The organism is Flavobacterium ovatum (assembly GCF_040703125.1).
Lineage (GTDB): Bacteria > Bacteroidota > Bacteroidia > Flavobacteriales > Flavobacteriaceae > Flavobacterium > Flavobacterium ovatum.
Genome location: NZ_CP160035.1, coordinates 1147698 through 1173074, shown reverse-complemented (window position 1 = coordinate 1173074; position 25377 = coordinate 1147698). Strand labels below are relative to the sequence as shown.

The window sequence follows — 25377 nt, the reverse complement described above, 5'->3', positions numbered from 1 at the left end:
TTTATTTAGAATTATCTTAAATCGGTGATGTTACAAAAATCCATGTCTCCATAATCCAAGTTTTCACCAGCCATTCCCCAAATAAAAGAATAATTGCTAGTCCCCGAACCGGAGTGAATCGACCATGGTGGCGAAATCACCGCTTGGTTGTTCCCCATCCAAATATGTCTAGTTTCGTCTGGTTGTCCCATAAAGTGACAAACTGCTTGGTTTTCTGGAATTTCAAAATAGAAATACACTTCCATTCTACGGTCGTGCACGTGCGCTGGCATGGTGTTCCAAACACTTCCAGAATGCAAAGTCGTCATTCCCATTTGCAACTGGCAAACATCAACCACACTGTTTACAATATATTTTCTAAGTGTACGTCTGTTTGCTGTTTCAGGAGCACCCAATTCTACCACTTCGACATCATCAATACCAATTTTTTTAATTGGATAGGCTTTGTGCGCTGGAGTAGAGTTGATATAAAATAAAGCAGGATTTGCCGCATCAGTACTAGTAAACGAAACCTTCTCATTCCCTTGACCAACATACAAAGCTTCCTTATGATTCAGTTCATATGCTACGCCATTTACCGTAACCGTTCCTTGCCCACCAACATTAATAATTCCAAGTTCTCTACGTTCCAAAAAATAACTCGCTTTCAATTGGTCAATACTTTCCAATACCACCGTTTCAGCAACTGGCTTAACACCACCTGTAATATAGCGGTCGTAATGAGAATACACCAAAGTAACCTTATTGTCTGTAAATATATTTTCGATCAAAAACTCCTTGCGTAATCTTGCCGTATCATAAGACTTTACATCTTGAGGAGCTGCTGCGTAACGGGATTCATATTTATTTTCCATAACACTATTTATTTTTAAAATTTTGATAAATATACAAATAATAATTCAAAATACAATCGATTGTATTTATTTTTGAAATACCTACATTTGCTATCAACAATAAAGAGTAGAGCAACGAATATTAAAAATAATATGGGCGTGCCCCGTCGAATCCCGAAAAGTCGGGAGCGGGTCAGGCTATCCGTTTCAATCTTTTTTGGGTCAAAAAAAAACCCAAAAAAAGGATTTCCATCCCGACCCTTCGGGGCTATCCCTCACGCAAACCAGTACTACAATATATTTATTAAGTCATAGAAATGAAATTAAAATACCAACAGCAATCACTAAATCTTTATTTTGAAATAAACACTTACCTTTGAACGCAATCCATGACCATGAAAAACAACAATGTAACCATTCATGATATTTCTAAAGCCTTAGAAATTGACAGTTCAACCGTATCACGAGCACTTAACGACAGTCCGCGTGTATCTCAAAAAACGAAAGATAAAATTCTAAGCAAGGCCAACGAATTGGGGTACCAGCGCAATAGTTTAGCATCAAAACTAAGGACGAATAAAACCCATTCCATCGGTGTTATTGTACCTCGAATTGCACGTCAATTTTTCTCATCAGTAATTGCAGGAATCGAAGAAACAGCTTTTGACGCTGGCTACGACGTCATCATCTGTCAATCATTAGATGATTATGAAAGAGAAAAAAAATTAATGAATACCTTATTATCCAATAGAGTCGATGGTGTTTTGATTTCTGTTTCTATGAAAACGACCAACCACGATCACTTTATAGCATACCAAAACCAAGGTTTTCCAATTCTCTTTTTTGACCGACCTTGTACTCTAGAGAACAGTACCAATGTCATCATTGACGATTTCAAAATAAGCCAAGAAGCCACCGAACATTTAATAGAACAAGGTTGTAAAAACATAGTTCACTTTGCCGGGCCTCAAAACTCTCAATTGTACCAGCGTAGAACCAATGGGTACAAAGCAGCATTAGAAAAACATAACATTCCGATTAAAGAAAACTATATTTTTGAATCCTTTTTAATGAAAGAAGACGGAGTTACCATGGCCGAAAATTTACTTGCGCTTCCCAAAGTAGATGGCGTTTTTTCGTCCAACGATATTTCTGCTATCAGTGCCATGCAGTATTTAAAAGAAAAAGGAATCAAAATTCCGCAAGATATTGCCTTCGTAGGTTTTAGCAACGAAGCGGTTTCCGCCGTAATCGAACCCTCACTTTCCACCATCAAACAGCCCGATTTTGAAATGGGAAAAGTAGCCGCTAGTTTGCTATTCGAACAAATCAAAACCACAGCCAGCCTTCGAATCAATCAAACTAAAATTCTTGAACCTGAATTGATTATTAGGAATTCTTCTAGGAAAAAAACCTAAAACTTCGCTGAATTTTTTAAAAACAAATCTTTTGGCAATAAATACAATCGATTGTATTTATTTTATATATTTACAAAATCAACTATTAAAACCAAGATATGACTACAATAAAAAACAAAATCGGAAACTATCGATTTCGTATTCTATCCTTACTATTATTTGCTACCACCATCAATTATTTTGACAGAAGCATCATTGGGGTGATGGCTCCTACACTACAAAAATTATTCAATTGGACTAATAATGATTATGCTAATATTCTTATCAGTTTTCAAGTAGCTTATGCGATTGGTATGCTGACTATGGGTGGAATTATAGATCGTTTAGGAACAAAAATAGGATACACGGTTTCAATTGGAATTTGGAGTTTGTTCGGTATGCTTCATGCTTTTGTAACTCCTGCATTTAGTATAATAGGTTTTAGTTTGGCTCGTTTTGGGTTAGGATTTGGAGAAGCAGGAAACTTTCCTGCCGCCATAAAAACCGTTGCAGAATGGTTTCCCAAAAAAGAGCGCGCCTATGCTACTGGGATTTTTAATGCCGCTACAAGTATTGGAGCTATCGCAGCGCCATTTGTCGTAGGTTGGATCGTAGAAGAAGATGGGACTAACTGGCAGATTCCGTTTTTAATCACAGGAGCTTTAAGTACTATTTGGATTATCATATGGCTGCGAACCTACAAAAAACCAGAAGAACATTCAAAAGTAAGCCCAGAAGAGTTGGCACACATCAACAGTGATTCTGAAATAGAGACAGACACAACAAAAATCCCTTGGATAAAAATTATTAAAAAACGACAAGCTTGGGCTTTTGCTATCGCTAAAACTACTGATGCTGTTTGGTGGTTTTACCTCTTTTGGGGTGCAAAATTCTTATCAGATACTTTCGATTTAAAATTAAAAGATATTGGTTTGCCTTTTTTTATCATGTATTTCATGGCCGACTTGGGGAGCATATTTGGAGGATATTTATCCGGATATTTCATCAACAAAGGATGGTCGATCAACAAATCAAGAAAAATAACTTTATTACTTTGTGCTTTATTAATTTTACCGGTTTGTTATGTTGCCTTTGCAGAAAACAAATGGGTGGCGGTATTCTTAATCGGAATAGGAGCTGCAGGACACCAAGCGTGGTCTGCCAACATTTTTACCTTAGTTCCTGACGTATTCCCAAAAAAAGCAATAGCAACCATCATTGGATTAGGTGGAATGGTTGGAGCCGTTGCCTCTATAATAAGTAATAAAATTTTGGGTAGCTTATTGGACAATGCTGATAATACTGCTTATTTCTGGGCTTTCTTAGTCGCTGGTTCCTGTTATTTAGTAGTCTTAGGATTTGTTCAATTGCTAATGCCAAACATGACACCTCTGAATGACAATCTCCAACAAGTGAAATAATTTTTTTAATCCTCAAAACATAAATGTTTTGGGGATTTTTTTTGACCGATATGTACCTTCTCTAAAAGCGATTAACACCCTATTACCATTAGTAGTAAACTTTAATTTAGCATACAATTACTTCATTAAAAACATACTAAACCAAATGAAAAAATTCAAACTATCTGTACTCGCAGCATTCTGTTTTATATCAACTATTAGTCAAGCACAACTACGTGTTGGAGACCCTGGCGTTACCATTAACCAAACCGCAATCGATGCCAATAGCACCAATTACCCACAAATGAGTCGTTGGGCCAATGCAGGTGTTATAGGCGGAATCCCTTTTGTGAATGATGCCAATTTCGAAAAAAAGGCAACTATAAATGCAGGAAATAGTGCTGCAATAAATACTGCTATTGTTACTTTATCAAATAGTCTCACTTCAGGACAAAAAGGACTATTAACACTTAATGATGGGAATTACACAATTGATGCTAGTATTACAATGAAATCAAACGTTTCCCTTATTGGACAAACTAGAGAAGGTGTTATTTGCACGATCACTATGGTTGGAGGAAATGCTTTTACTTTCTATAATGTGAGCAAATGTGGTATTTACAACCTTACCATTCAAGGGGGATGGGGAACCCCTGTTTATGCTTGGAACTACAGTTTGGATGAAAACAGAGAAATAACAAATGACAATGTATCCGTAAGACTATCCGGAACGACAAATAATTGTTGGTTAGACAAAGTCACTATTTTGAACAGTGCTAATGACCCTTTACGTTGTGTGGGGGAACACATTACTTTACGAGATTTAATTGTAGATGGCTGTCATAGAAAAGCGGGAGGTGCAGAAGGATACTTTTTCATTCAAAGTAGAGACAATCTTATCACAGGTTGTAAAGTCACCCATGTTAGACATATTTCACTTCAAGGGTCAAATGTAGAATATAATGTGGTTTATGACAATGACTTTAAACAAGAAATAAGTTTTCACTCTGGTGACAACGGAAATAACTTAATCGAATTTAACAATATCACTCTTCCTGTTGACATGCCTCCTGTTGATGCTAGCGAACCTGGGCCAGCAATTATAAAAACAAATGCACCTGATTATTTTGCGATTATGGGACCTTGGTCAAGCCAACATACTAATTCCAACAACCCGAATTTTGTTTATCGAAATTCTTGCTTACAAAACAATCATACTTATAGCCCTACCAATACCCCTTGGTCCGACGACAGCAAAGTGTATTATGGTCCTAAAAAAATAGCGATAGCATTAGCCGATAAAATTGTGAATTTTCCTGAATATTCTGTAGGTATTCCAAGCGGAAAAACCTTATATGCTGTTACTGGTTTTATACCTAAAAACACCAATTTGTTAGGAACAACTGAAATCAATCTAAAAAAAAAGATTGAAACAATAAGTCCAAACCCTTTCACTTCTAGATTAAAATTGGTTTTAAATGAAGGTCATCAATACAATAAAGTTAGTTTGATTAGCTCTACAGGAAAAGTTGTTATAATGAAAAATATTAGCCCCAACGAGGTAGAGATGATCCTGAATGTGGAGATTTTGAATCTATCTGCAGGAGTTTATATCTTAAATCTAACTGGAAATTCTTCCAAAAGTATTAAGTTGATTAAGAAATAAATGGTAGTGTTCGAATAATACAAAACCTTATTGTGAATTTAAAACTTAAAATATACTGGGTTTTGTATGTTCTGCTGTAACCAAAACTTTCATATTTACAGAACAACCTTGTTTTTCAAGTTATAGAAGTACAAATTATAAATTTGTCATTTAGCTTAAATGACAAAAACCACACGAAAGGATTCGTGCGGTATCGGGGTTCCAAAAAACAATACCAATTAAGTGCTAAGTAAAAATGCTTATTTAAATCGATTTTTCATGACTTACGATTATTTAAGAAATTTTTCCATCGGAACAATTTCATCAAATTCTTTAATTTCAATGTTACGGTAATAAATTTCAGCTGTTTCCGATTGCAAACCAATTACTCCCTCGCTGAATGGCAGATCGGTAGCCATATTAACGATTTTGCCATTTAGCTTGTGAATTGAATATTTATCACCCATCACAATCACTTCGCATTTGTTCCATTTGTTGTTTAGTGCATTAAACTTTACATTTTGTGAGGCAAGGTGTTCTCCTTTGTGCCCCAAAACAGCCTGTCCTCCTGCCGATGGCAAACAGAAAGTCGTACTGTCTTTCGAGTACCATTTCAATCCATTAGCCCAATAATCACCGGTATGATTCCTGTTTTTAGTCTGATCGTAACGAACTTGGTATTCAATACCTTTTGGCCATATTTTGTCATCAACAACGTGGTAATACATTCCGGCATCGTACTGAAATTGAGCAAAATTATTGGCGATTCCTGTTCCCCATTTGTATTCGAACTTAAAAATAAATCTACTGTATTTTTTATTGGTATAGAATAAACCATGTGTTGCATTTACACCAGTATTCAATTCGTATTCCTTAGGAAAATCCTTGAATACATGCACCATACCGTTTTCTACAGCATATACTTTTTTTGCCAAATCGGCATCACCATTTTTTATTTTCAAATACCAACCATCGAGATTTTCTCCATTAAAAAGACTTACAAAACCAGTCTCTTTTGACTGTGCGTTACTAAAAAAGGAAACTAATAATATAACTAGAATAGTGGCAATTTGAGATAGATTTTTAAATTTCATGGTGGCTATGTTTATGGTGGTTAAAAAAAATAATTCTATTATAATGCGCGAATATAAATATCTTTGAATGTCATTTTTCATCCCTGAAATCAACAGATTTCATGGCTTTTAAAATTGCATATTTGTAGAGTTTCACAACGTTATTAATGCAAGTTGATTAGGTTTTCTTGTAAATTTAGGGAGTTATTTTTAAAATCATTGGGAGTTATTTTGAATAATTTGGCTTTAATACATACACCCAGATAATGTACTAATCTAGAATTGTAGTCGATTAAGATTAAAACCTAAATCGTTTTTTCATACTTCTGCCCCAGACAGGAACGGTAGCCCTGACGGAATAAAGTTGTTTTTTACGGGAGTTACAGAGCGACCGAAGGAAGCTCCTGTAACGACCTAGTAAAAAAAACTTTATTCCGTAAGGCTATAGTGGATGGCTGGAATTGGCAACAAAAAACAACTTATACAATTCTGAAATTGATGATAATTGAAAAATAAGTTCTATAAAAAAATCTTGACTTAAACCATTTTACCCTATTTATAGGGTTTGGGTTAAGTCAAGAAATCTAAGCACCTTTGTTTAAAGTTAATTGCCAGTCGTAATATCTTTTACTTTATTAAAAAAATCCTTTTTGCGTTCTGAACTAATCTTCCAGTTTACAGGAATGGTTTGAAATCCTTCTTCCATTTTTTCCTCTTTTCTTCTGAAGTCGAAAAACCCCCATGAAGTATAGGATTCAACGGCGCTTACAAAATTGTTTCCTGTTTTCTCATAATCATAATGATCGTCTTCATTGAAAACAATAGGCATTGGTTTGTAGCCTTCGACCTGACGGGTTTGGGCAATCATTTCTTCAATTTGTCCTTTTCGAACCACATTATTACCGTGCAGTAAAATAAAATCGGAAGCTTTTACAACATTCGTTTTTGGAATTGCTTGTCCTTTGTAACTGGTTCCTACTAAATAATGGTAGCCATTTTTTTGTGTATTATGTACCCGCTCCATCAACTCATGCACACGATCTTGTTTTAAAATGGCATGATCGTATTCTTTGATATCACATTCATTGTCAATTTCGATAAGAACATTACGATATCCTTTTTCGAATAACCAATTGACGGTATTATCAACACCTTTAATGACGGCAGTTTCGTCTTTTACAAATTGATCTTGACCAAAATAATAAATCCCCAAAATGACAACCATTCCTATATTGTCGGCTTTTTTTAAGATTTTATCCAAACGTTGCATATAAGCGGGCTTGAGATTTCCGTCTGGATCAATTGCCGTGTTTATCCATCCTTTATTCCCATAGCCCAATGGACTTCCGCCTTGCAAATTTAAGGTGATACCTCTTAGACCGTGTTGGTACCATTCGTCCATGGCTTGTACAAACTCATTGGTATTTCGATTGGGGTCCCATTGATTGGTATCCGGGTATTTTATGGCTTCACGAGTTACGGGGTTTTCATCATCATAAATTCCTTGTACCATTCTGGAATTCATAAGCAAACCTTCGATTGGATGCCCGTTCCATTTTACACCATGGTAAGTTGGTTTTCCGTTGATATAAAACTTTTCGCCAACGATACTTACATTTGTTTTACTAGCAGAAGTATGTTGATTTCCATTTGCTATTTTATGACTGCATCCCCATCCTACAAAAAGAAATGATGCTATAATTATTCCTGTTTTCATTTTTAGTTTTGTGTTTCAATTATCTTAGCTCAACCACTTTTGTTCCTTTCGCAATTCCATTTTCATTAAAGGCATCAACTGTAAAATAGTAGGTTTGATTTGCATTTAAAGTTCTAATCGTTATCTCCTTTTTGTTCAAAACTTGGTAGGTATGATACAACTTATCGGGAGCTATTCCGTACCTCACATTATGTCCTATAGCATCATTTTGGGGTTTCCATTGTAGGGTTACCGCTCTTTTGTCTGCTGAATTTCTAATGATACTAAAATCGGTTTCAGCAGCGGGGCTTTTGCCTTGAGCATTACCAAAAATCCTAAAATCGGCTAATGCAAAGGTACCATCAGGAACCGAATAATTAGTTAATTTTAAATAACGTGCTTTTATAGATTTGGCTAACTGAACGTAATCATGGGGCACATCCTTTTGATTTTTACGATTATCGACAGCTGTCTTCCAATTTTTATTATCTACTGAATATTCTAAAAGATATTGGTGTTTTTGATTGGAATTGTATCCATACAAATGAGTGTCGTTTTCGGCATAGTTAATTTGTACGGCTTTTACAACAGCTTCTTTTTGTAGATCAATGCTAATCCATTCTCCTAAATTTCCAGTTTTGGCACTCCAATACGTTCTAATTTCTTCGTCGGAAGCGTTGTTTTTTTCATGTCCTTCAATTTCTGATGAAACCGAAATCGGTTTTCCATAAGATAGCAACATCCATTCTGGAAATAATGCTTCGGGCTGACTAACTTTTTTAGTTGGAATTCGAATGGGAAAATCACCAAAAGTCGTATAAGTAGCCAAAACGCCATCCTTATCAAAAAATGCTGGAAAGAGTCCTAATCGTCGTTCAAACTTATCTTTGACGGTGAGTACCATCGTGGCAATATGCCAAAAATTACCGTACTTATCTTCAAACGTGCTGCCGTGACCCGCTCCTGTTGCAAATCCCTCTGGTTTAATTGAAATAGGATTGTGTTTGGCTATTGTAAAAGGACCTAGAGGATGATCGGCAACGTACAATCCGTCACTATAACTCTTGAAACGTGTTCCAGGTCCAGCATACTGCAGGTAATATTTGCCTTTGTATTTGTTCATCCAAGCACCTTCGATCCACGGATTCCCCGGTTGATCGTTATAGTCTCCATATTGTTCCCACCCATAAATGGCTTTGTTACTATTAAAACATTCAATCGGTTTCGAAATGGGATTTAGTGTTTTCAAATCCAACTCAACTGCATAAATGGGATCTACATTTGAGCAGCCGTAATACAAATACAGTCGGTCATCGTCCAAAAACAAGTCTGGATCGGTCATGGCTATAGGAAAATTGGCATTGGCCACATCCCATTTTCCAGATTTAGGATTGGTAGTTTTATAAATCGATATCGGTGCTTTATTATTAGAAGCCATAAAGTACAAAGTATTCTTAATAACGACAGCCGTAGGGGCATAATCCTCAAAAGGCAAGTCAGTAGAAGTAATAAAATCCCAGTGAATTAAATCTTTTGAATTCCAATACCCACCCGATTTTGATGCAAATAGATAATATTCATCCTGATACAAAACTACAGTTGGGTCGGCTCCTTCGCGACGGGAAACACCGTCTAAACTGAATCTATAGTTGAGATCCATTGGGTTACAAACGGTAGTTTGCATAGCATCCATTTGCTTGGAAGATTGGCAGTGTGTCAATACTAAAAGTAGCAGAATATACAAGCATTTTTTGAACATAACTTGGCTTTATTTATTTTTTGGATATGGAATTAGCGAACTGAATTTTTTGGTTTTGTACCAAGGGTCGTTAGCCATTTTTAATTTAATACCCAATTGGACTAATAATTCTTTGGCAACTTCTGGTTCGTCCTTCAAACTAATTTTTTTGAATTGGTACGGATCTTTCAAATTGTCATAGAAAAAGGTTTCACCCAATTCTTTGGTGGCTTTTTTATTTTCGTTCACACAAAGCGTGTACCTATCTGTCAAGACACCACGAGAATGTGAAAGCATCAACAATAGTGATTCTGGTTTTTTGAGTTTAGTTGCCAGCGGATTTTCAAGTATATCGGCAAGATTCAGTCCTTGTACTTCAGCTGGAATTTCAGTTTTCAATCCAGCCAATCCCATCACTGTGGGCAATACATCTGGTGCACTGAACAAAACGTCTACAATTCCTTTTTTTAAGCCTTTCGGCCAATGTACAATTAGCGGAATTGCCATAGCTTCCATTTCGATAACATTCTTGCCTTCATCATCATGGCTCCCTAACATTTCACCATGATCTGAGGTAAAAATCACGATAGTATTGTCCAATACTCCCATTTTTTTGAGTTCGTCCAAAACAATTCCGATATATTTATCGGTACTAGTGACATTGGCAAAATAATTACGTGCATATTTGGCCACTTCCAAACTTGCATTATCACGCACCACCAAAGAATGGTCTATTTTCGGGAATTTATCGGTATCATAATATTCTTTTAAAGTTTCCATATCGGTATTCCCATCATCCCATGGGCTATGTGGAGGGTTGAGTGCCCACATCATACAAAAGGGTTTTGAAGTGTCTCTTTGCCCTCTACTATTGCGTAAATAATCTACAATTTTAGCAGCTTCATTTTTAGGTGAAAACACTTTTGGCAAATGCAATTCACCATCTTTTTTACCCTCAATTGCCCCAGGATCATTCGAATAAATATGAGGATTATAATGATCGTCTTTTACAGATTGGTAAAAATATTCTATCCCGTGACGGGGTCTTCCATTAGGCACATAGGTATCATAAGTATTTACGTAATTCCCACCAGGTTCTTTGTCCGTCCCCACATAATTTCCTTTTTTATCGAATAATGGTTCGGTAATATGCCAATGCGTTTTTCCGAAGTACGATGTATTATATCCTGCCTTTAAAAATAAATCAGGAATGGCTTGTACCTCGTCTTTTAAATTCTCTGTACGCCCTTTAATGCAGTTATTCCAAATTCCATTTTGTTCAGGATACATTCCAGACATCAGCATACCTCGATACGGACTACACAACGGAAAATTACTAATCCCTTTAGTTACAACCACACCATTTTTGGCCAACAGATCGATATTTGGTGTATAAACAGGATCTGATTTTCCAATTACATATTCTTTATAGCCTGGTTCCGACCAAAATCCAGCGCTATAACGGCGCAATTGATCTGGAAAGATGATTAAAATATTAGGTTTATCCGAGTTTGTGATTACTTTCTTTTTTTGAGATTGACAGCCTACTGACAACATACTTATTGCTGCTAAAACTATGGTTCCAAATTTCATATCGCTAGTTTTTTGGGTAAGGAATTAAATCATTGTATTTTTTGCTTTTGTACCAAGGGTCGTTAGCCATTTTTAATTTCTCGCCCAATTGTACCAAAAGCTTTTTTGCCACTTCGGGCTGTTCCTTAAAACTGATTTTTTTCAATTGATACGGATCATTTTTATTATCATAAATAAAAGTTCGAGCTAAATCTTTTACTTCTTTTTTGTCCCAAGGCGTTTTATTTTCTTCAATACATAAGGTATATCTATCCGTCAGAACTCCTCTTGAATTGCCTAACATTAGTAGAATTGCTTCTGGCTTTTTGACTGTTGTTGTTTTCGGATTTTGCAACAAATCAGAAAAATTTGTTCCTTGAACCGTATTTGGAATCTGCTGTGATAAACCTGCTAATCCCATGGCCGTTGGTAATACATCTGGCGCACTTAACATTAAATCTTGGATTCCAGCTTTCAAACCTTTTGGCCAATGTACCACAAACGGAATCGCCATTGATTCCATTTCGATGTAATTTTTCCCTTCGTGTCCGTGGCTTCCTAACATTTCACCGTGATCTGAAGTAAAAATAACAATGGTATTGTCTAAAGCTCCCATTCTTTCGAGTTCTTCAATCACTACGCCCATATAAGCATCGCTACTGGTCACATTTGCAAAATAATGACGAGCATAATTGGCTACTTTTAAATCGGCATTTTCACGGACTACTAATGACGTATCTAATTTAGGAAACTTATCTGTATCATAATATTGATGAAGCATATCCATATCGGTGTTTTTTTCGTCCCAAGGATTATGTGGCGGATTCATTGCCCAAATCATACAAAATGGTTTAGAAGTATCTCTTTGATTCCGATCATTCTTAAGGTAATCTACAATTTTTGCCGCTTCATTTTTTGGTGAATAAATTTTAGGTAAAAACAACTCTCCATCCTTTTTTCCATCAATTGCTGCGGGGTCACTCGAATAAATATGTGGGTTAAAATGTTCGTCTTTTAAGGCCTGATAGAAATATTCGATATGATGTCTTTTTACACCCGTCGGAATATACGTGTCGTATTCATTGACATAATTCCCTCCAGGAGCTTCAAGCGTTCCTTTATAATTTCCTTTAGTATCAAATAAAGGCTCATTTTTTAACCAATGGCATTTTCCAAAATAGGCCGTATTGTACCCAGCGCCATAAAACAAATCGGTAATGGTTTGCACGTCATCTTTCAGACTTTCGTCTCTGTCTTTTTTGCAATTATTCCAAATTCCGTTTTGCTCAGGATACATTCCAGAAAGTAACATCCCACGGTAGGGACTGCATAAAGGAAAATTACTAATCCCTTTGGTCACGACCACACCATTTTTTGCTAGTTTGTCAATGGTTGGCGTTACCACTGGATCTGGTTTCCCGATCACGTGCTGGCGATACGGCGCTTCTGACCAAAATCCTGCGCTATACCTGCGCAATTGGTCGGGAAAAATAATTAAAATATTGGGCTTGGTTGCCACAACTGCTTTTTTCTTGATTTGTGATTGACTGCTTATCGAAACAAAGGCAAACAACAAGTAGATTCCTAAATTTTTCATCCTTTATATTGATTTATTTTTTTGGTAATTCAGTCAAACGTACCAAAGCTTCCAGATAATAATAATCGGCATAGTTCAAAGGAACGTCAATTTCATTCCCATGCGGAATACTACCCACACTGTGTTTTAATATAAAATTTTTATTAGAACCTTTTGTAGCCGTGTATTCGCTTGAAGCCAATGAGGTCATTATGGTATTAATCTCATTCGAATACGATTCTTTTGAATATTTATCTAACTCCATTAAAGCTGAGGCCGTAACCGCTGCCGCAGATACATCACGAGGTTCATTTGGAATTTTTGGCGCATCATAATCCCAATATGGTATTCCGTCTTTGGGAGTTCCTTTGTACGTCAGAATATAATTGGCGATTTTCTCTGCTTGTTCCAGATATTTTTTGTCATTGGTATAACGATAACAAACCGTATATCCATAAAGCCCCCAAGCTTGTCCCCTTGCCCATGAACTATCATCAGCATAGCCTTGAGCCGTATTTTTATTACGTACTGCTCCAGTTATTGGATCATAATCAATTACATGAAAAGAACTGTAATCCGGACGGTAATGATTTTTCATGGTTGTATTGGCATGCGCTATGGCAATTTCTTTATACTTTGAATCACCAGTCATTTCAGACACTTTGAACAGCAATTCCAAATTCATCATATTGTCAATGATTACCGGAAATTCCCATCCTCTAGTTGCTTGCCAGCCTGAATCTACATCCCAGCTTTTAATACATCCTACGGTAGGGTTGAAACGTGTGATTAATGAATTGGCAGCTTGAATCATCACTGCTTTGAATTTTTCATTTTTGGTCAATCGATAGCCGTTACCATACGAGCAATTAAAAACAAAACCCAAGTCATGGTTGTCTTGTCTCATTTTATGATCTTCAAATAATCCTTGAAATTTTTCAGCAGCTTTTTTCCATTTTTCGTCCTTGGTGGCTTCATAGAGATACCAACAACTACCAGGAAAGAAGCCTTCTGTCCAGTCAAATTTTGGATTTGCCCAATGCATATTTCCATTCTCATCCAATGTTCTTGGAATCCTATCGGCTTTTTCTGCTTCCTCTAACAATAGGCTGAATTGCTCTTCTGAATTTTTAATCGGTTTATTGATCGTGGTTGAAGACATACAGCCTTGCAACAAGCTGCCAATAAATAGTAGGGCGATAAATGATTTTACAACTCTCATTTTATTTTATTTGATAATTAATTATAATGCTCTAATTAAGTTGCAATATCCGCCGCTTTTCGAACAATAATAGGCGATAAATTGTCCTTATGTAGGGGGTAAAAAGCTCATTATATCAAAACATATAAAACATAACTACATATAAAACAGCAAACTACAACTACAAACAATATTTTAACAGAATCGACACCTAAAAAAAGCAGTTCCTTACAAACTGCTTTTTATAGTAACTGAATAATTAAGAATCCTCTTCGTCGTCCTCAAAAGGAATATTTTTATCTACTGCGTTTTTGGATCTATAACTGCTAGGAGTTTCTTCGAATAAGGTTTTAAAACATTTTCTAAAATATTTCAAATCATTAAACCCAACTTCATAAGCCACATCCGATATATTCATTTGGCTTTGAATCAATAATTGCCCAGCTCTTTTTAGTTTAATCGTTCGCACAAATTCATTAATAGATTGTCCTGTGAGTACTTTCATTTTTCGAAACAAAACAGAGCGACTCATATTCATTTGTTCGGTAAAAGTAATTACATTAAACTCGGTATCAGAGATATTGTCTTCTACAATCTTAATGGCTTTTTCGAGAAAAACCTCATCGGCAGAAGTGATCGTCAACTCTTTCGGTTCTAGAATAATATCTTTTTTAAATTTAGATATTAACTGCTTTCTAGTTCCCAATAAATTATCTACTCTAATCCCTAAAATTTCGGCATCAAAAGGTTTAGTAATATAAGCATTGGCTCCCAATTTATAGCCTTCATCGCGATGTACATCTGAGGTTTTGGCTGTTAATAAAATGACTGGAATATGACTGGTTATAATATCCGTTTTTATTTTTTTACACAACTCAAATCCATCCATGATGGGCATCATCACATCACTAATAATCAAATCGACTGGTGCTTTTTGAGCAATTTCAATAGCATCTTTTCCATTTTCGGCATCCAGTACATTGTATTTATTTGCAAAGATGCTTTTTACAAAATTGCGTACATCCAAATTATCTTCTACTATCAAAACCGTGGGTACTGCTTTATCAAATGCAGCGATTTCTTCCTCCGTTTCTTCGTCTTCCAACATTGGGATCATAGGAGTCAAAATTGGTTTTTGAAAATCTAAGTTTACCAATGTTTCATCATATTCATCTACACATTCTTCAGCAGACAAATGCGCGTTACCTATTGGCAAATACACACTAAAGCAAGTTCCGTTTTCGGCAGAACTATTTACTTCTATTTTTCCTTTGTGAAGTTCAACCAAATTTTTGGTTAACGAGAGTCCGATTCCGGTACCAGTTTCAGCATCTTTTTGATCTAATTGATAAAAACGTTCAAAAATAAACTTGATATGTTCTGCTGGAATAACCTTTACAAAGTTGATGATATCTATTTTCACAAACTCTTTTATCTCGGAAGGCTCTGTGTTTTTGACTTTAGAAATATTGAGAAACAAATTATTGTTATCACTCGAAAACTTAAAAGCATTGGATAACAAATTAAAAAAGATCTTGTTCATCTTGATTTTATCAAACCAAATTTCAATTTCTGCATCTGTGGTCGAAAAAACGTAATTAATCTGTTTTTGTCGTGCCAATTCTTCAAAAGAAAGTTTGATGTTTTTGACAAACGGAATCAAATTATCTTTGGAAGCATTGAGTTTGAATTTCCCGTCTTCACTTTTTCTGAAGTCCAATAATTCATTAATTAATTGCAGTAAAATTTTGGTATTGCGCTGAATCGTATCAAGGTTTCTTTTTACAAAATCATTATTGCCTTTGTTTTTCACCAACTGTTCCACTGGCCCTACAATCAAAGTAAGCGGCGTTCTAAACTCATGAGAAATATTGGTAAAAAATTGTAATTTCAGTTTATTAACTTCTTCTAGCTTTTCCTTTTCAATCTTCTCGTTTTTAAGTTCGTTTCTTTCTTCTACTCGAATCATAATTAACTTTCGAACAAAATACAAAGCCGTCGAAATAAGAAGAAAATAAATCAAATACGCCCACCAAGTATGCCAAGGTGCAGGCAATACTTTTATTTTTATTGTAGTTTCTTTTTCGTTCCAAAGACCGTTACTGTTGGACGATCTTACTTTAAAAACATAAGTTCCTTCATCAATATTAGTATAAGTAACCGTTTTTTTGTTGCCAATGTAACTCCACTCTTGGTCGAAACCTTCCAGTTTTACCGCATAATTATTTTTATTTGGTTGCGAAAAGGACAAGGCCACAAAATCAATGTTAAAATCATTTTGATTGTATTTCAGCTTAATTTCTTTGATAGAATCGGTGATTTTCAGGAAAGGTTTATTATTCACTTCTAGTGCATAAATGTCCAATGCCGGAAAATGAGTATTGGGTTTTATACTTTTAGAATAAAAATAATTCAGCCCATTTTGTCCACCAAAAATCAACTCTCCTTGTGAGGTTTTCAAAAAAGAGCCGTAATTAAATTCGTTTCCCTGCAACCCATCCGATTCATCAAAATTCTCAAACTGATTCGTTTTCAAATCCAATTTACTCAGCCCATCATTTGTACTTATCCACAAATCATTTTTATCGGGTACAATGCCGTAAATTATTTCATTTGGCAATCCCTCTGCTTTGCCGTAATTAACAGTTTTTTTAGTTTTCGAATGGAAAACAAATAGGCCTTGACCTTCGGTTCCTAGCCAATAATTTTTATTTGTATCCTCATAAATACAATTAATTGATTTAATCAAATGATAATCATCGTTCTCACTTTGCAATGAAATAGCACTTATTTTTTGAGTATCAATAGTTACTTTTTCCAATCCTTTGGTACCACCAATTAAAATATATTTTGGATCAGACGATGCTACAATACAGGAGATAGATTTAGTTCCTTTTTGCAATTTTGTAAACATTTGTGTCTCTCTATTGTAAAAAATCAAGCCATTGGTCAAAGTTCCTATCCAAATGTTTCGATTACTATCTTCAAACAAAGACAAAATCCTGCAATCCTTGATATTTAAACCATCCGAAACAGTTTTATCAAAATGATAAAATCGATAAGGCTTTGCTTTGCTATTCAAAAAGTTCAGTCCTCCATCATGCGTTCCTATCCACAGATTCCCCTCTCTGTCCTTAATCATCGACTTGATATTGTTGGAGCTAATGCTATTAGGATTATCATTTTTTGTAAAATAACTAAACAATCCTGTACTTCTATCATACACATTCAGTCCGCCTCCTTCAGTTCCAATCCACCATGTATTTGGAGATTCTTCCACTATAGAACTCACTACTTTGTAATTCAGCATGGTATTTTTAGTCCCTGCCGTCAATTGTTTAAAACGATCAAAATTACGATCAAAATAATTAATTCCGCCTGCCCAAGTTCCAATCCAAACATCTCCTTTGGAATCCTCTATGATTTTATAAATCGAATTCTGACTCAAACTTTTGGAATCATTTTCGTTATGAACATACTTCTTAACCTCTTGTTTTTGGCTATTCAAAATATACAAACCCGAATATGTACCTATCCATAAATGATGATTTTTATCTTCATACAAGGTTCGCACCGAACTCGTTACTCCCATTTTATAAGGTTCAAAAATCAATTTTTGAGGATTAAAAAGTGCCAACCCACCTTCATAGCCCATCCATATTTTTCCGTTTTTGGCCTCAAAAAGTGTTGGCGCATTGTTAACATGCGATTCCTTCAAAGTTCTTTCAGGATAATTGTAGTGAGCAAAACTATTTTTCTTAGGATTATAAACATCAATAGCGTTAACCGTCATAATCCACAATCTACCGTCTTTTGTATTCAAAAAACCTCGGGTTCTATTGTCACTAATCGAGTTTTTATTTTTTAAATCATGAAACCAATGGTTGAAAACATCTGTTTTGGTATTCAATTTACTCATCCCCTTAGATGTGCTTACCATCAAAACCTGAGGCGAAATTTCAGTAATTCCCCAAATCTCGTTATTCGAAATGCTATTGCCTTTATTTGACGCATGATACTGCTTAAAATTATCTTTACTAGCGTTGTATTTATTCAGCCCGTCCTTCGTACCTATCCACAAAATACCTTTGCTATCTTCATAAATAGAAGTCACCCAACTGTTGCTCAAACTCTTATTATCGCGATAATTAGAACGATAAATGGTAAATTTGTTCCCGTCAAACTTATTCAAACCATCTCTGGTGCCAAACCAAATATAGCCTTTACTATCCTGAAAAATGGTAATCACAGAACTCTGTGACAACCCTTCTTTCGACGAAAAATGTTTGAATTTTAAATTATCCGATTCCTGCCCAAAAACGAATTGAAAAGGAACCACCAAAATCAAAAACAAAATGAGATAAATACTTTTTTTCATATTACGATACACTATTACTAATCCTCCAAAGTACAAATTAAAATCAAGCCAAGTCTTTCTTAAAATTATTTGGGCGTGCCACCCTAACTCAATCTGGCCAAAAGTTGTTTGCGCGCATCGGCCACATTGCATTAGGCTGTCGGGCTCTCGGCGCTACTTCGGTAGCCTGCCTCCATCACTCACGCAAAGCACAAGATTACAAAAATATTCCCCAATTAAATAACCGAAAAAACACCTACTTCTCGTAGGACAAGCGTACGAAAAAGAGGTGTTATTTTCAAGAATTAAACAAATTAAGGAAGTTCGCTAACCCAAGCAGGTACTTTCTTAAGTCTTATTTTTAATTGAGCGATATACAAGGAAGCCGGTTCAACCAAACCATCTAGTGACTCACCATAACGCAATTGCTCTTTAATGAAAGTAGTTCCTTCACTTTTGAATCCAACAATGGTGGGTTTCAACAATTTCCAGTAAATTTCTTTGGGAGGCCAAAATTCGAAGTTTTTCAATACAGGGCTCGTTTGTGTATAATTCCACAAAACCAATCCTTGCATATGATTGGGCATATTAAAAACAGATCCACCTGCTCTACTGCTCATAAATCCTCCTGTCACACCATCAAGCAACGTATTGCGAGGCTGACTAGAATGGGACTCAAAACAAGTCGTTGCTGGATACGTACAATCCCAAATCACCGTATTCATCGAGCAATGCGATGCGCCAAAAGAATGCCATTGCGAAGCTTCGTCAACACATTTTGCAATCAAAACATTAGTACTACCATTAGAAGCAATCGCATTGTGACCACCTGTGCCTGTAATTATGCAATTCAAAGCCGTAAAATTAGCAGACTGCGAAATTGTTGCTGCCGAACTACAATCCGTAAAACGACAATTTTTCATCCATGAATTGGTGGTTTTTGATATACTCACTAGCGAATAACCACTATCGTGTATCCAAGAAGCGTGATGCACAAACTTCTCTTTCCAGTTGCCCACAAAGGCTATATCTTCGATACCAATTTCTTCACTATTGGCAAATTTATACACTTCCCATTTGTACTTAGCATCTACTGCATACGGAATCGGCGCTGCCAATGTGATCGTTTGTCCTTTTATTTTTGCAATTTGGTACATCACACGTATTTCCAAACCTTTGTCTGTAATATACGTCCAAGTAGGATTCACTGCTACTTCACCAAATTCCGACTTTATGAAATCTGGATTAGTATCTAGAATCTTCAAAACAATCCAATCTCCTGCTTTCAATCCTTTGCTAGTACTCAGCTCTAAATCAAAGCTTCCTACTTTGGCGGAAGCCGCAACATCTCCCACTTTTTTATCGCTACCATTACTGGTAAAAGAAAACAAAGTAGGTACAGTCCACATTTTTTTTGGATCTGTAGGTTGCAAAGTATTTTTCATAAACAATTCGGTGCCATCCTTACCAGATCCGCTTCCTCTAAAGATGATTTTACTTCCTTTGGAAACTATTCGAGACAAATCATCCCCATCTTCATTCACCAAAAAGCGTCCTTTTGGAAAAAAAACAATCCCAGAACCATTTGCATTTGCCGCTTGAATCGCTTTTTGAATGGCCACTTTATCCGAAACAGCATCATTGGGTTTTGCGCCATAAGCAGTTACATCAAAAACCTTATAATTCAAGTCGTTCGGAATTCCAATTTCTCCATTGTGATAGCCCGCATAGGAAAAATCGGGGAGCACAGTGGCGTCCTTTTGATAGTTTTTGAAAATTTGTGCTTGTTTTTGGGCATTACAAAAAGTAGTACCCATAAATAAAGACAACATTCCTAAACACAGTTGGTTTATTCTTGGTGTAAACATCCTATTTATTTTTAATTGTATCATTTTTAAACTATTTGTAAAACTACCAATCTTTATTTTGATCTAACTTTTTATTCACCGATCTTTCTTTGGCGGGTATAGGATAAACCAAATGACGTGCAGTAACATTTTTACCTCCCAAACCTCCATAAGCTTGTGCTCCTCCATTGGTTGCGATTTCATTCCCAACAGAATTCATAGTGCTCACATATTTATTCCAACGAATTAAATCCAGGTGACGTGTCCCTTCAAAACACAATTCCAACATACGTTCGTTCTCTACTGCCAATTGAAAATCTGCTTTAGACAGTCCTGCGGCTGCATCTGCTACTACGCTAGCTGTTGCGATATTCAGACCAAAACCACGTCTTCTTACCTGATTCAATGCGTCATAAGCAATAGTTGTAGGTCCGTTTACTTGATTTTCAGCTTCGGCAATCATTAACAATACATCCGCATAACGTAATACTGGAAAATTAATTGGTCCATGGTTTTTATTTTTTGGGGATGACAACTCAAATTCTCTTCTCCATTTCGCACAATCTCTTCCGTAACCAGTCGTTATTGTTATTGGCACTTTGGCACCAGTAGCGTTGTTATAAGTAAACGGCGTTAACACCCAGTCACGACGTAAATCTCCCGTCTTATACCCTTTATACAGTCGTGCGGTTCCTTTGATAAAACCATAACTATATCCTAATGTTTGCGTTAGAGCTGCACTAGTCATGGTAATTCCATTAGTATTCCCTACACGACCAGTCTCTAGGTTTCCATCGCTTCTGTTTCCTAAGAAATCAATCTCCCACATACTTTCTTTAATATCATAAACATCTTGAGCATGATTAATAAAAATTTGACTGTATGCGCTATTGGTCAAACTAGAATTATAAGTAGTTCGCAGTCCATGTTCCCCTGAAGTTTGTACTTTTTTGGCCCATGATAATGCGTCTGCAAATTTAGTAGCATCGTTCATTGGGTATCCTGACATTTGCAAACAAACTCTAGCCAAAATTCCTTGTACTACTGTTTTTGAAACACGACTGGAATAACCAAATTCTGTTGAAGTACTGACTTTCTCTTCCGCATCTGTCATGTCTTTTAGAATTTGTCTATAAACGTCTTTCATAGGTGTTTGTGCCACATAAACATCATTAGGACTAGTTGTTGGTGTTAGTATCAAAGGAATATTTTCAAAGTGAGATACCAATAAAAAGTAATAATACCCTCTTAGAAATATAGCTTCCCCTAGAATAATTTTTCGTTTATTCTCATCCATCACGGGCAAGTCTACATTAGCAATTAAATCATTAGCACGATTAATTCCCAAATAACAACTTTGCCATAAACTATTGATGTCAGAGTTTGTTGGGTCAAAATTATTTACAAACACACCTGTTGAAACGGTGCTTCGAGCATAATATCCCTCATCCGTACAGCCATTGTAACGCAAAAACATACCGTTTCCATACAAGGCATCACTACCTAGCTGGTCATAAACACCTGCCAAAGCTTGGGTTAATCCCGCTTCATCGGTATAATATTGTTTGATTGAAATTTTATTGATCGGTTCAGTATTCAAGAAATCGTCACATGATACGACTCCTAGTGCAGTTATAAGTAATAATAATAGTGTCTTTTTCATCTTTTTTATTTTTTAGAATGAGATGTTAGTACCAAAAGTGATTGTTCTTGATCTTGGATACGCTGAGTAGTCAAATCCAGATGTTAAAGCTGAATTATAAGTGTTCACCTCAGGATCTGGTCCAGAATACTTAGTCCAAGTGTACAAGTTTTGAGCAGAAACATAAAGTCGAACTGATTTTAAACCGATTGATTTTATTCTTTTAGCATCTAGATTATATCCAAAAGAAACCGTTTTAAGTCTAAGAAAAGAACCATCCTCTACATAATGTGAAGAATATCCTCCTCCAAAATATCCTCTTGTTCTATAAATATCAGAATCTGGATTTTCAGGAGTCCAACGATCAGCATAACTTGCAAATTGATTCAAGTAAGAGGCCGTTTTAGTATTTCCTTCAAAAACAATTCTGTTGGCATTCATGATATCATTCCCATAAGACCATTGGAAAAACAGATTCAAATCAAACCCTTTATACCTAAAGTTGTTTGTAAATCCACCAGTATGCTTTGGTAACCCATGACCTATTTCAGTATAATCATCAGCATTTACAATCAAATCACCATTCAAATCTTGATATTTTATGTCTCCTGGTTGAATGTTGGCTCGGCTATTTCCGTTTGTAGTTACATTAGATTTTAAAGTATATATACCACTTCCATCTTTATCAAAATCGCTATACTTGTAAGTACCATCAGCCATGTAACCATACATAATTCCTAATGGTTTTCCGATTGTTGCGATGTATGCAGGCGTATTTTCCCATTGTGTATCCCAACGCAACGTACTCTCTAAAGTCGTTTGATTATCACTCAAAGCCAAAACTTTATTTTCATTAAAAGCAATATTAAAAGAAGTAGACCATGAGAAGTCTTTAGTTTTAATATTCTCTGTATTCAAAGTCAACTCTAAACCTTGATTTTGAATACTCCCCACATTTTTGATTGCAGTATTAAATCCAGAAGATTGTGGTAAAGAAGCTTTTAACAATAAGTCCTTGGTTGTTTTTTTATACACATCTGCCGATATGGTAATGCGCTGTTTAAAAAACCCTAAATCCAACCCTAAATCTGTTTGCTCTGTAGTTTCCCATTTTAACTTAGAATTACCCAAGTTGGTTGCCACTACATTAGGAGCATAATTATTATCAAACACATAATTACTTTCTAAGGGATTGTAATAATTTGTCAAGTAATCAAAATCTCCCACTCTATTGTTTCCTGTTTGACCGTAGCTAGAACGTATTTTTCCTTCTGATAAAACTTTGCTGTTTTTAAGGAAGTTTTCATTACTAAATTTCCATGATACAGCCGCCGATGGAAAATACCCCCAATGATTGTCTGCAGGAAATTTTGAAGAACCATCTGCTCTTATAGAAGCTGTAAACAAATACTTAGAATTATAATTATAATTTATTCTACCTAAGAATGAAGCCATTGACCATAAGGATTCAAAAGTGTCTACTCGTAATTGCGTCCCTTTATCTAAACCGTTCAAACCAAGAGACTCATACTCTAGTGGAATTTGATTAGCGCTTCTACCATAATTTTTAGTAGTTTCTTTTTGTAATGTAAAACCACCGAGTAAATTAATTAAATGTTTTTTATTAATTTTCTTATTCCAAGTCAAGGTGTTTTCATTTAACCAATTGCTTTTTTGCGCATAATCAATAGAACCATTAATTCCATTATTACTGCCTACATATCCGTATTGCGTATTGGTATTATTGAAAGAGTTACGCTGTACTCTTGTTTCGTTAACGCCAGCTGTAACCCTCAATTTTAAATCTGGTATAATATTATATTCAAAATAAGCATTTGTATTGAAATTTTTAGTGGTATTCAAACGATACAAATTACTCAAATTCAATAATGGATTTACTCTATAATCATTTACAGGATTCACATCTGGATCCAAAAGTTCTTCTTCAAGATTTGTCAAACCTGAGTCCAAAGGTTTGTATCCCCAAACTGAGAACATAATATTTGTAGACGAACTAAATTGTGATTGTGATGGACTAATTCCTGTTTGATCCAAGTGGCTATAGTTGGTACTAAAACCTAATTTAAACTTCTTATTAATGGTATGATCTACATTCAATCGGCCTTGAAAACGTTTGTAGTTGGAATTAATCAAAATCCCATCTTGGTCATTTAACGAAGTAGAGAAAGCGTATTTTGTTTTTTCATTCCCGCCTCTTACAGCAAAATTATAATTTTTCATAGGAGCTACTCTGGTCACTTTACCTTCCCAATCTTTGCCCGCAATACCTTTGTAATAATCCAACGTTTTTCCGTCAGACAAATAAATCTGTGTAGGTGATTTGTAGCTATTACCAGAAATTGGTGTTGGATCAAATTCAATTTGCGCTTTGACAAACTCATAAGGACTCAAAACATCTGTTTTTTTCAAATTCTCTTGAAAACCATAGGAAGCATCAAAACTAAATACTGGTTTTCCTGATTTTCCTTTTTTAGTTGTAATAACGATTACTCCATTTGCTCCTCTAGCACCATAAATAGCTGTTGCAGATGCGTCTTTCAAAACAATTAATGACTCAATATCTTGTGGATTGATTGCGTTGTTATTTGGGTTTTCAATTAAAAAGCCATCAATTACGTACAAAGGAGAATTGTCTTGCGTAACCGAATTGTTTCCACGAATGACGATATTCACTCCAGATCCTGGCTGACCATCAGAGGATGTTACTTGTACCCCTGCGATACGTCCCGCCAAAGCTTCGTCAAAAGAACGTACAGGTGCTTTTTGTAAATCTTCCACTGACAATTTCCCTACGGAACCAGTAAGGTCACTTCTTTTTTGAGTTCCGTATCCTACTACCACTATTTCATCAAGTGAAGTTGTGTTTCCCTCAAGAGTAATATTGATTATAGCTTTATTACTTATCGAAACTGTTTTTGATTTAAACCCGATGTAAGAGAAAGTCAGTTGACTCGTTGGATTTGCTTGTAATTTAAAATTTCCGTCACCATCAGTTTGAGTAGCTGTTTTGGTTCCTTTAACCATTACAGTAACTCCGGGTAATGGATCACTTAACTCATCTAGTACTTTTCCTGTCACAACTTTTGATTGTGCATTTGCGATCACTGGTATAGTGAGTAATAAAACAAGTGCAATCATTCTATTAAAGTCAGAAATCAATAACTTCTTTTTTTGTTTCATGTAGTTAATTTTATTCATAATGGTTTAGTTGGTTATTAGTAATCAATTTCAATAAGGTAAAATTACTTTTATCGAAAGAGAAAAAAGTGGTACAAATCGACCTTTGAAGAGGTGTATTTTGTTCGTACTCTAAAAAAACTCAGTAAAACAGGGGGGCTACGTATTAATAATTAAAAAATCCCCTATCAAAAATAGTAGT

The 25377-nt window shown here is 35.5% G+C and carries 14 protein-coding genes; 3 read left to right on the top strand and 11 right to left on the bottom strand.

Features of this window, described 5'->3' with window-relative positions; all coding sequences use genetic code 11:
- Nucleotides 1–11 precede the first annotated feature (11 nt).
- A complete protein-coding gene (gene kduI, locus ABZP37_RS05030; protein ID WP_366186156.1) occupies nt 12–854 on the bottom strand; it encodes a 5-dehydro-4-deoxy-D-glucuronate isomerase in 843 nt (280 codons plus the stop codon).
- Between the two features lie 374 nt (nt 855–1228).
- Here kduI and ABZP37_RS05025 point away from each other — a divergent pair, with 374 nt between their 5' ends.
- The 3 genes from ABZP37_RS05025 to ABZP37_RS05015 all read left to right on the top strand — a co-directional run bounded on the left by ABZP37_RS05025 (nt 1229) and on the right by ABZP37_RS05015 (nt 5296).
- Nucleotides 1229–2251 (top strand): LacI family DNA-binding transcriptional regulator, encoded by a 1023-nt coding sequence (locus tag ABZP37_RS05025; protein WP_366186155.1) that lies wholly within the window; start codon nt 1229–1231, stop codon nt 2249–2251.
- Between the two features lie 98 nt (nt 2252–2349).
- A complete protein-coding gene (locus ABZP37_RS05020) occupies nt 2350–3651 on the top strand; it encodes an MFS transporter (protein WP_366186153.1) in 1302 nt (433 codons plus the stop codon).
- Between the two features lie 145 nt (nt 3652–3796).
- The gene (locus ABZP37_RS05015; protein WP_366186151.1) at nt 3797–5296 is read left to right on the top strand and encodes a T9SS type A sorting domain-containing protein; all 1500 of its coding nucleotides are present in this window, start codon (nt 3797–3799) and stop codon (nt 5294–5296) included.
- 269 nt (nt 5297–5565) lie between these two features.
- On the opposite strand, the gene ABZP37_RS05010 is transcribed toward ABZP37_RS05015, so the two are convergent.
- The 10 genes from ABZP37_RS05010 to ABZP37_RS04965 all read right to left on the bottom strand — a co-directional run bounded on the left by ABZP37_RS05010 (nt 5566) and on the right by ABZP37_RS04965 (nt 25178).
- Nucleotides 5566–6369, bottom strand: coding sequence for a DUF1080 domain-containing protein (locus ABZP37_RS05010; RefSeq protein ID WP_366186150.1), 804 nt, complete (start codon nt 6367–6369; stop codon nt 5566–5568).
- A 583-nt stretch (nt 6370–6952) separates the two neighbouring features.
- Nucleotides 6953–8065, bottom strand: coding sequence for a hypothetical protein (locus ABZP37_RS05005; RefSeq protein WP_366186149.1), 1113 nt, complete (start codon nt 8063–8065; stop codon nt 6953–6955).
- 19 nt (nt 8066–8084) lie between these two features.
- Nucleotides 8085–9803, bottom strand: coding sequence for a family 43 glycosylhydrolase (locus ABZP37_RS05000; protein WP_366186147.1), 1719 nt, complete (start codon nt 9801–9803; stop codon nt 8085–8087).
- Between the two features lie 9 nt (nt 9804–9812).
- Nucleotides 9813–11375: a sulfatase gene (locus ABZP37_RS04995; protein ID WP_366186145.1), complete on the bottom strand. Its 1563-nt coding sequence runs from the start codon at nt 11373–11375 to the stop codon at nt 9813–9815.
- Nucleotides 11376–11379: 4 nt separating this feature from the next.
- Complete coding sequence (locus ABZP37_RS04990) at nt 11380–12951, bottom strand: sulfatase (protein ID WP_366186143.1); 1572 nt, start codon at nt 12949–12951, stop codon at nt 11380–11382.
- Between the two features lie 13 nt (nt 12952–12964).
- Nucleotides 12965–14152: a glycoside hydrolase family 88 protein gene (locus ABZP37_RS04985; RefSeq protein WP_366186141.1), complete on the bottom strand. Its 1188-nt coding sequence runs from the start codon at nt 14150–14152 to the stop codon at nt 12965–12967.
- A gap of 238 nt (nt 14153–14390) precedes the next feature.
- Entirely contained in the window at nt 14391–18509 is a 4119-nt protein-coding gene (locus tag ABZP37_RS04980; RefSeq protein WP_366186139.1) for a two-component regulator propeller domain-containing protein, read from the bottom strand.
- 293 nt (nt 18510–18802) lie between these two features.
- A complete protein-coding gene (locus ABZP37_RS04975; protein WP_366186137.1) occupies nt 18803–20380 on the bottom strand; it encodes a DUF4955 domain-containing protein in 1578 nt (525 codons plus the stop codon).
- Between the two features lie 19 nt (nt 20381–20399).
- Nucleotides 20400–21998 carry a RagB/SusD family nutrient uptake outer membrane protein gene (locus ABZP37_RS04970; RefSeq protein WP_366186135.1) on the bottom strand — a complete coding sequence of 533 codons (1599 nt, stop codon included), beginning with the start codon at nt 21996–21998 and terminating at the stop codon, nt 20400–20402.
- Nucleotides 21999–22010: 12 nt separating this feature from the next.
- Complete coding sequence (locus ABZP37_RS04965) at nt 22011–25178, bottom strand: TonB-dependent receptor (RefSeq protein ID WP_366186133.1); 3168 nt, start codon at nt 25176–25178, stop codon at nt 22011–22013.
- Nucleotides 25179–25377 lie beyond the last annotated feature (199 nt).

What these genes read in the sequence shown, in the direction of transcription:
- kduI (WP_366186156.1), bottom strand. Translation starts at nt 854, where the DNA reads ATGGAAAATAAATATGAATCCCGTTACGCAGCAGCTCCTCAAGATGTA.
- ABZP37_RS05025 (WP_366186155.1), top strand. Translation starts at nt 1,229, where the DNA reads ATGAAAAACAACAATGTAACCATTCATGATATTTCTAAAGCCTTAGAA.
- ABZP37_RS05020 (WP_366186153.1), top strand. Translation starts at nt 2,350, where the DNA reads ATGACTACAATAAAAAACAAAATCGGAAACTATCGATTTCGTATTCTA.
- ABZP37_RS05015 (WP_366186151.1), top strand. Translation starts at nt 3,797, where the DNA reads ATGAAAAAATTCAAACTATCTGTACTCGCAGCATTCTGTTTTATATCA.
- ABZP37_RS05010 (WP_366186150.1), bottom strand. Translation starts at nt 6,369, where the DNA reads ATGAAATTTAAAAATCTATCTCAAATTGCCACTATTCTAGTTATATTA.
- ABZP37_RS05005 (WP_366186149.1), bottom strand. Translation starts at nt 8,065, where the DNA reads ATGAAAACAGGAATAATTATAGCATCATTTCTTTTTGTAGGATGGGGA.
- ABZP37_RS05000 (WP_366186147.1), bottom strand. Translation starts at nt 9,803, where the DNA reads ATGTTCAAAAAATGCTTGTATATTCTGCTACTTTTAGTATTGACACAC.
- ABZP37_RS04995 (WP_366186145.1), bottom strand. Translation starts at nt 11,375, where the DNA reads ATGAAATTTGGAACCATAGTTTTAGCAGCAATAAGTATGTTGTCAGTA.
- ABZP37_RS04990 (WP_366186143.1), bottom strand. Translation starts at nt 12,951, where the DNA reads ATGAAAAATTTAGGAATCTACTTGTTGTTTGCCTTTGTTTCGATAAGC.
- ABZP37_RS04985 (WP_366186141.1), bottom strand. Translation starts at nt 14,152, where the DNA reads ATGAGAGTTGTAAAATCATTTATCGCCCTACTATTTATTGGCAGCTTG.
- ABZP37_RS04980 (WP_366186139.1), bottom strand. Translation starts at nt 18,509, where the DNA reads ATGAAAAAAAGTATTTATCTCATTTTGTTTTTGATTTTGGTGGTTCCT.
- ABZP37_RS04975 (WP_366186137.1), bottom strand. Translation starts at nt 20,380, where the DNA reads ATGATACAATTAAAAATAAATAGGATGTTTACACCAAGAATAAACCAA.
- ABZP37_RS04970 (WP_366186135.1), bottom strand. Translation starts at nt 21,998, where the DNA reads ATGAAAAAGACACTATTATTATTACTTATAACTGCACTAGGAGTCGTA.
- ABZP37_RS04965 (WP_366186133.1), bottom strand. Translation starts at nt 25,178, where the DNA reads ATGAAACAAAAAAAGAAGTTATTGATTTCTGACTTTAATAGAATGATT.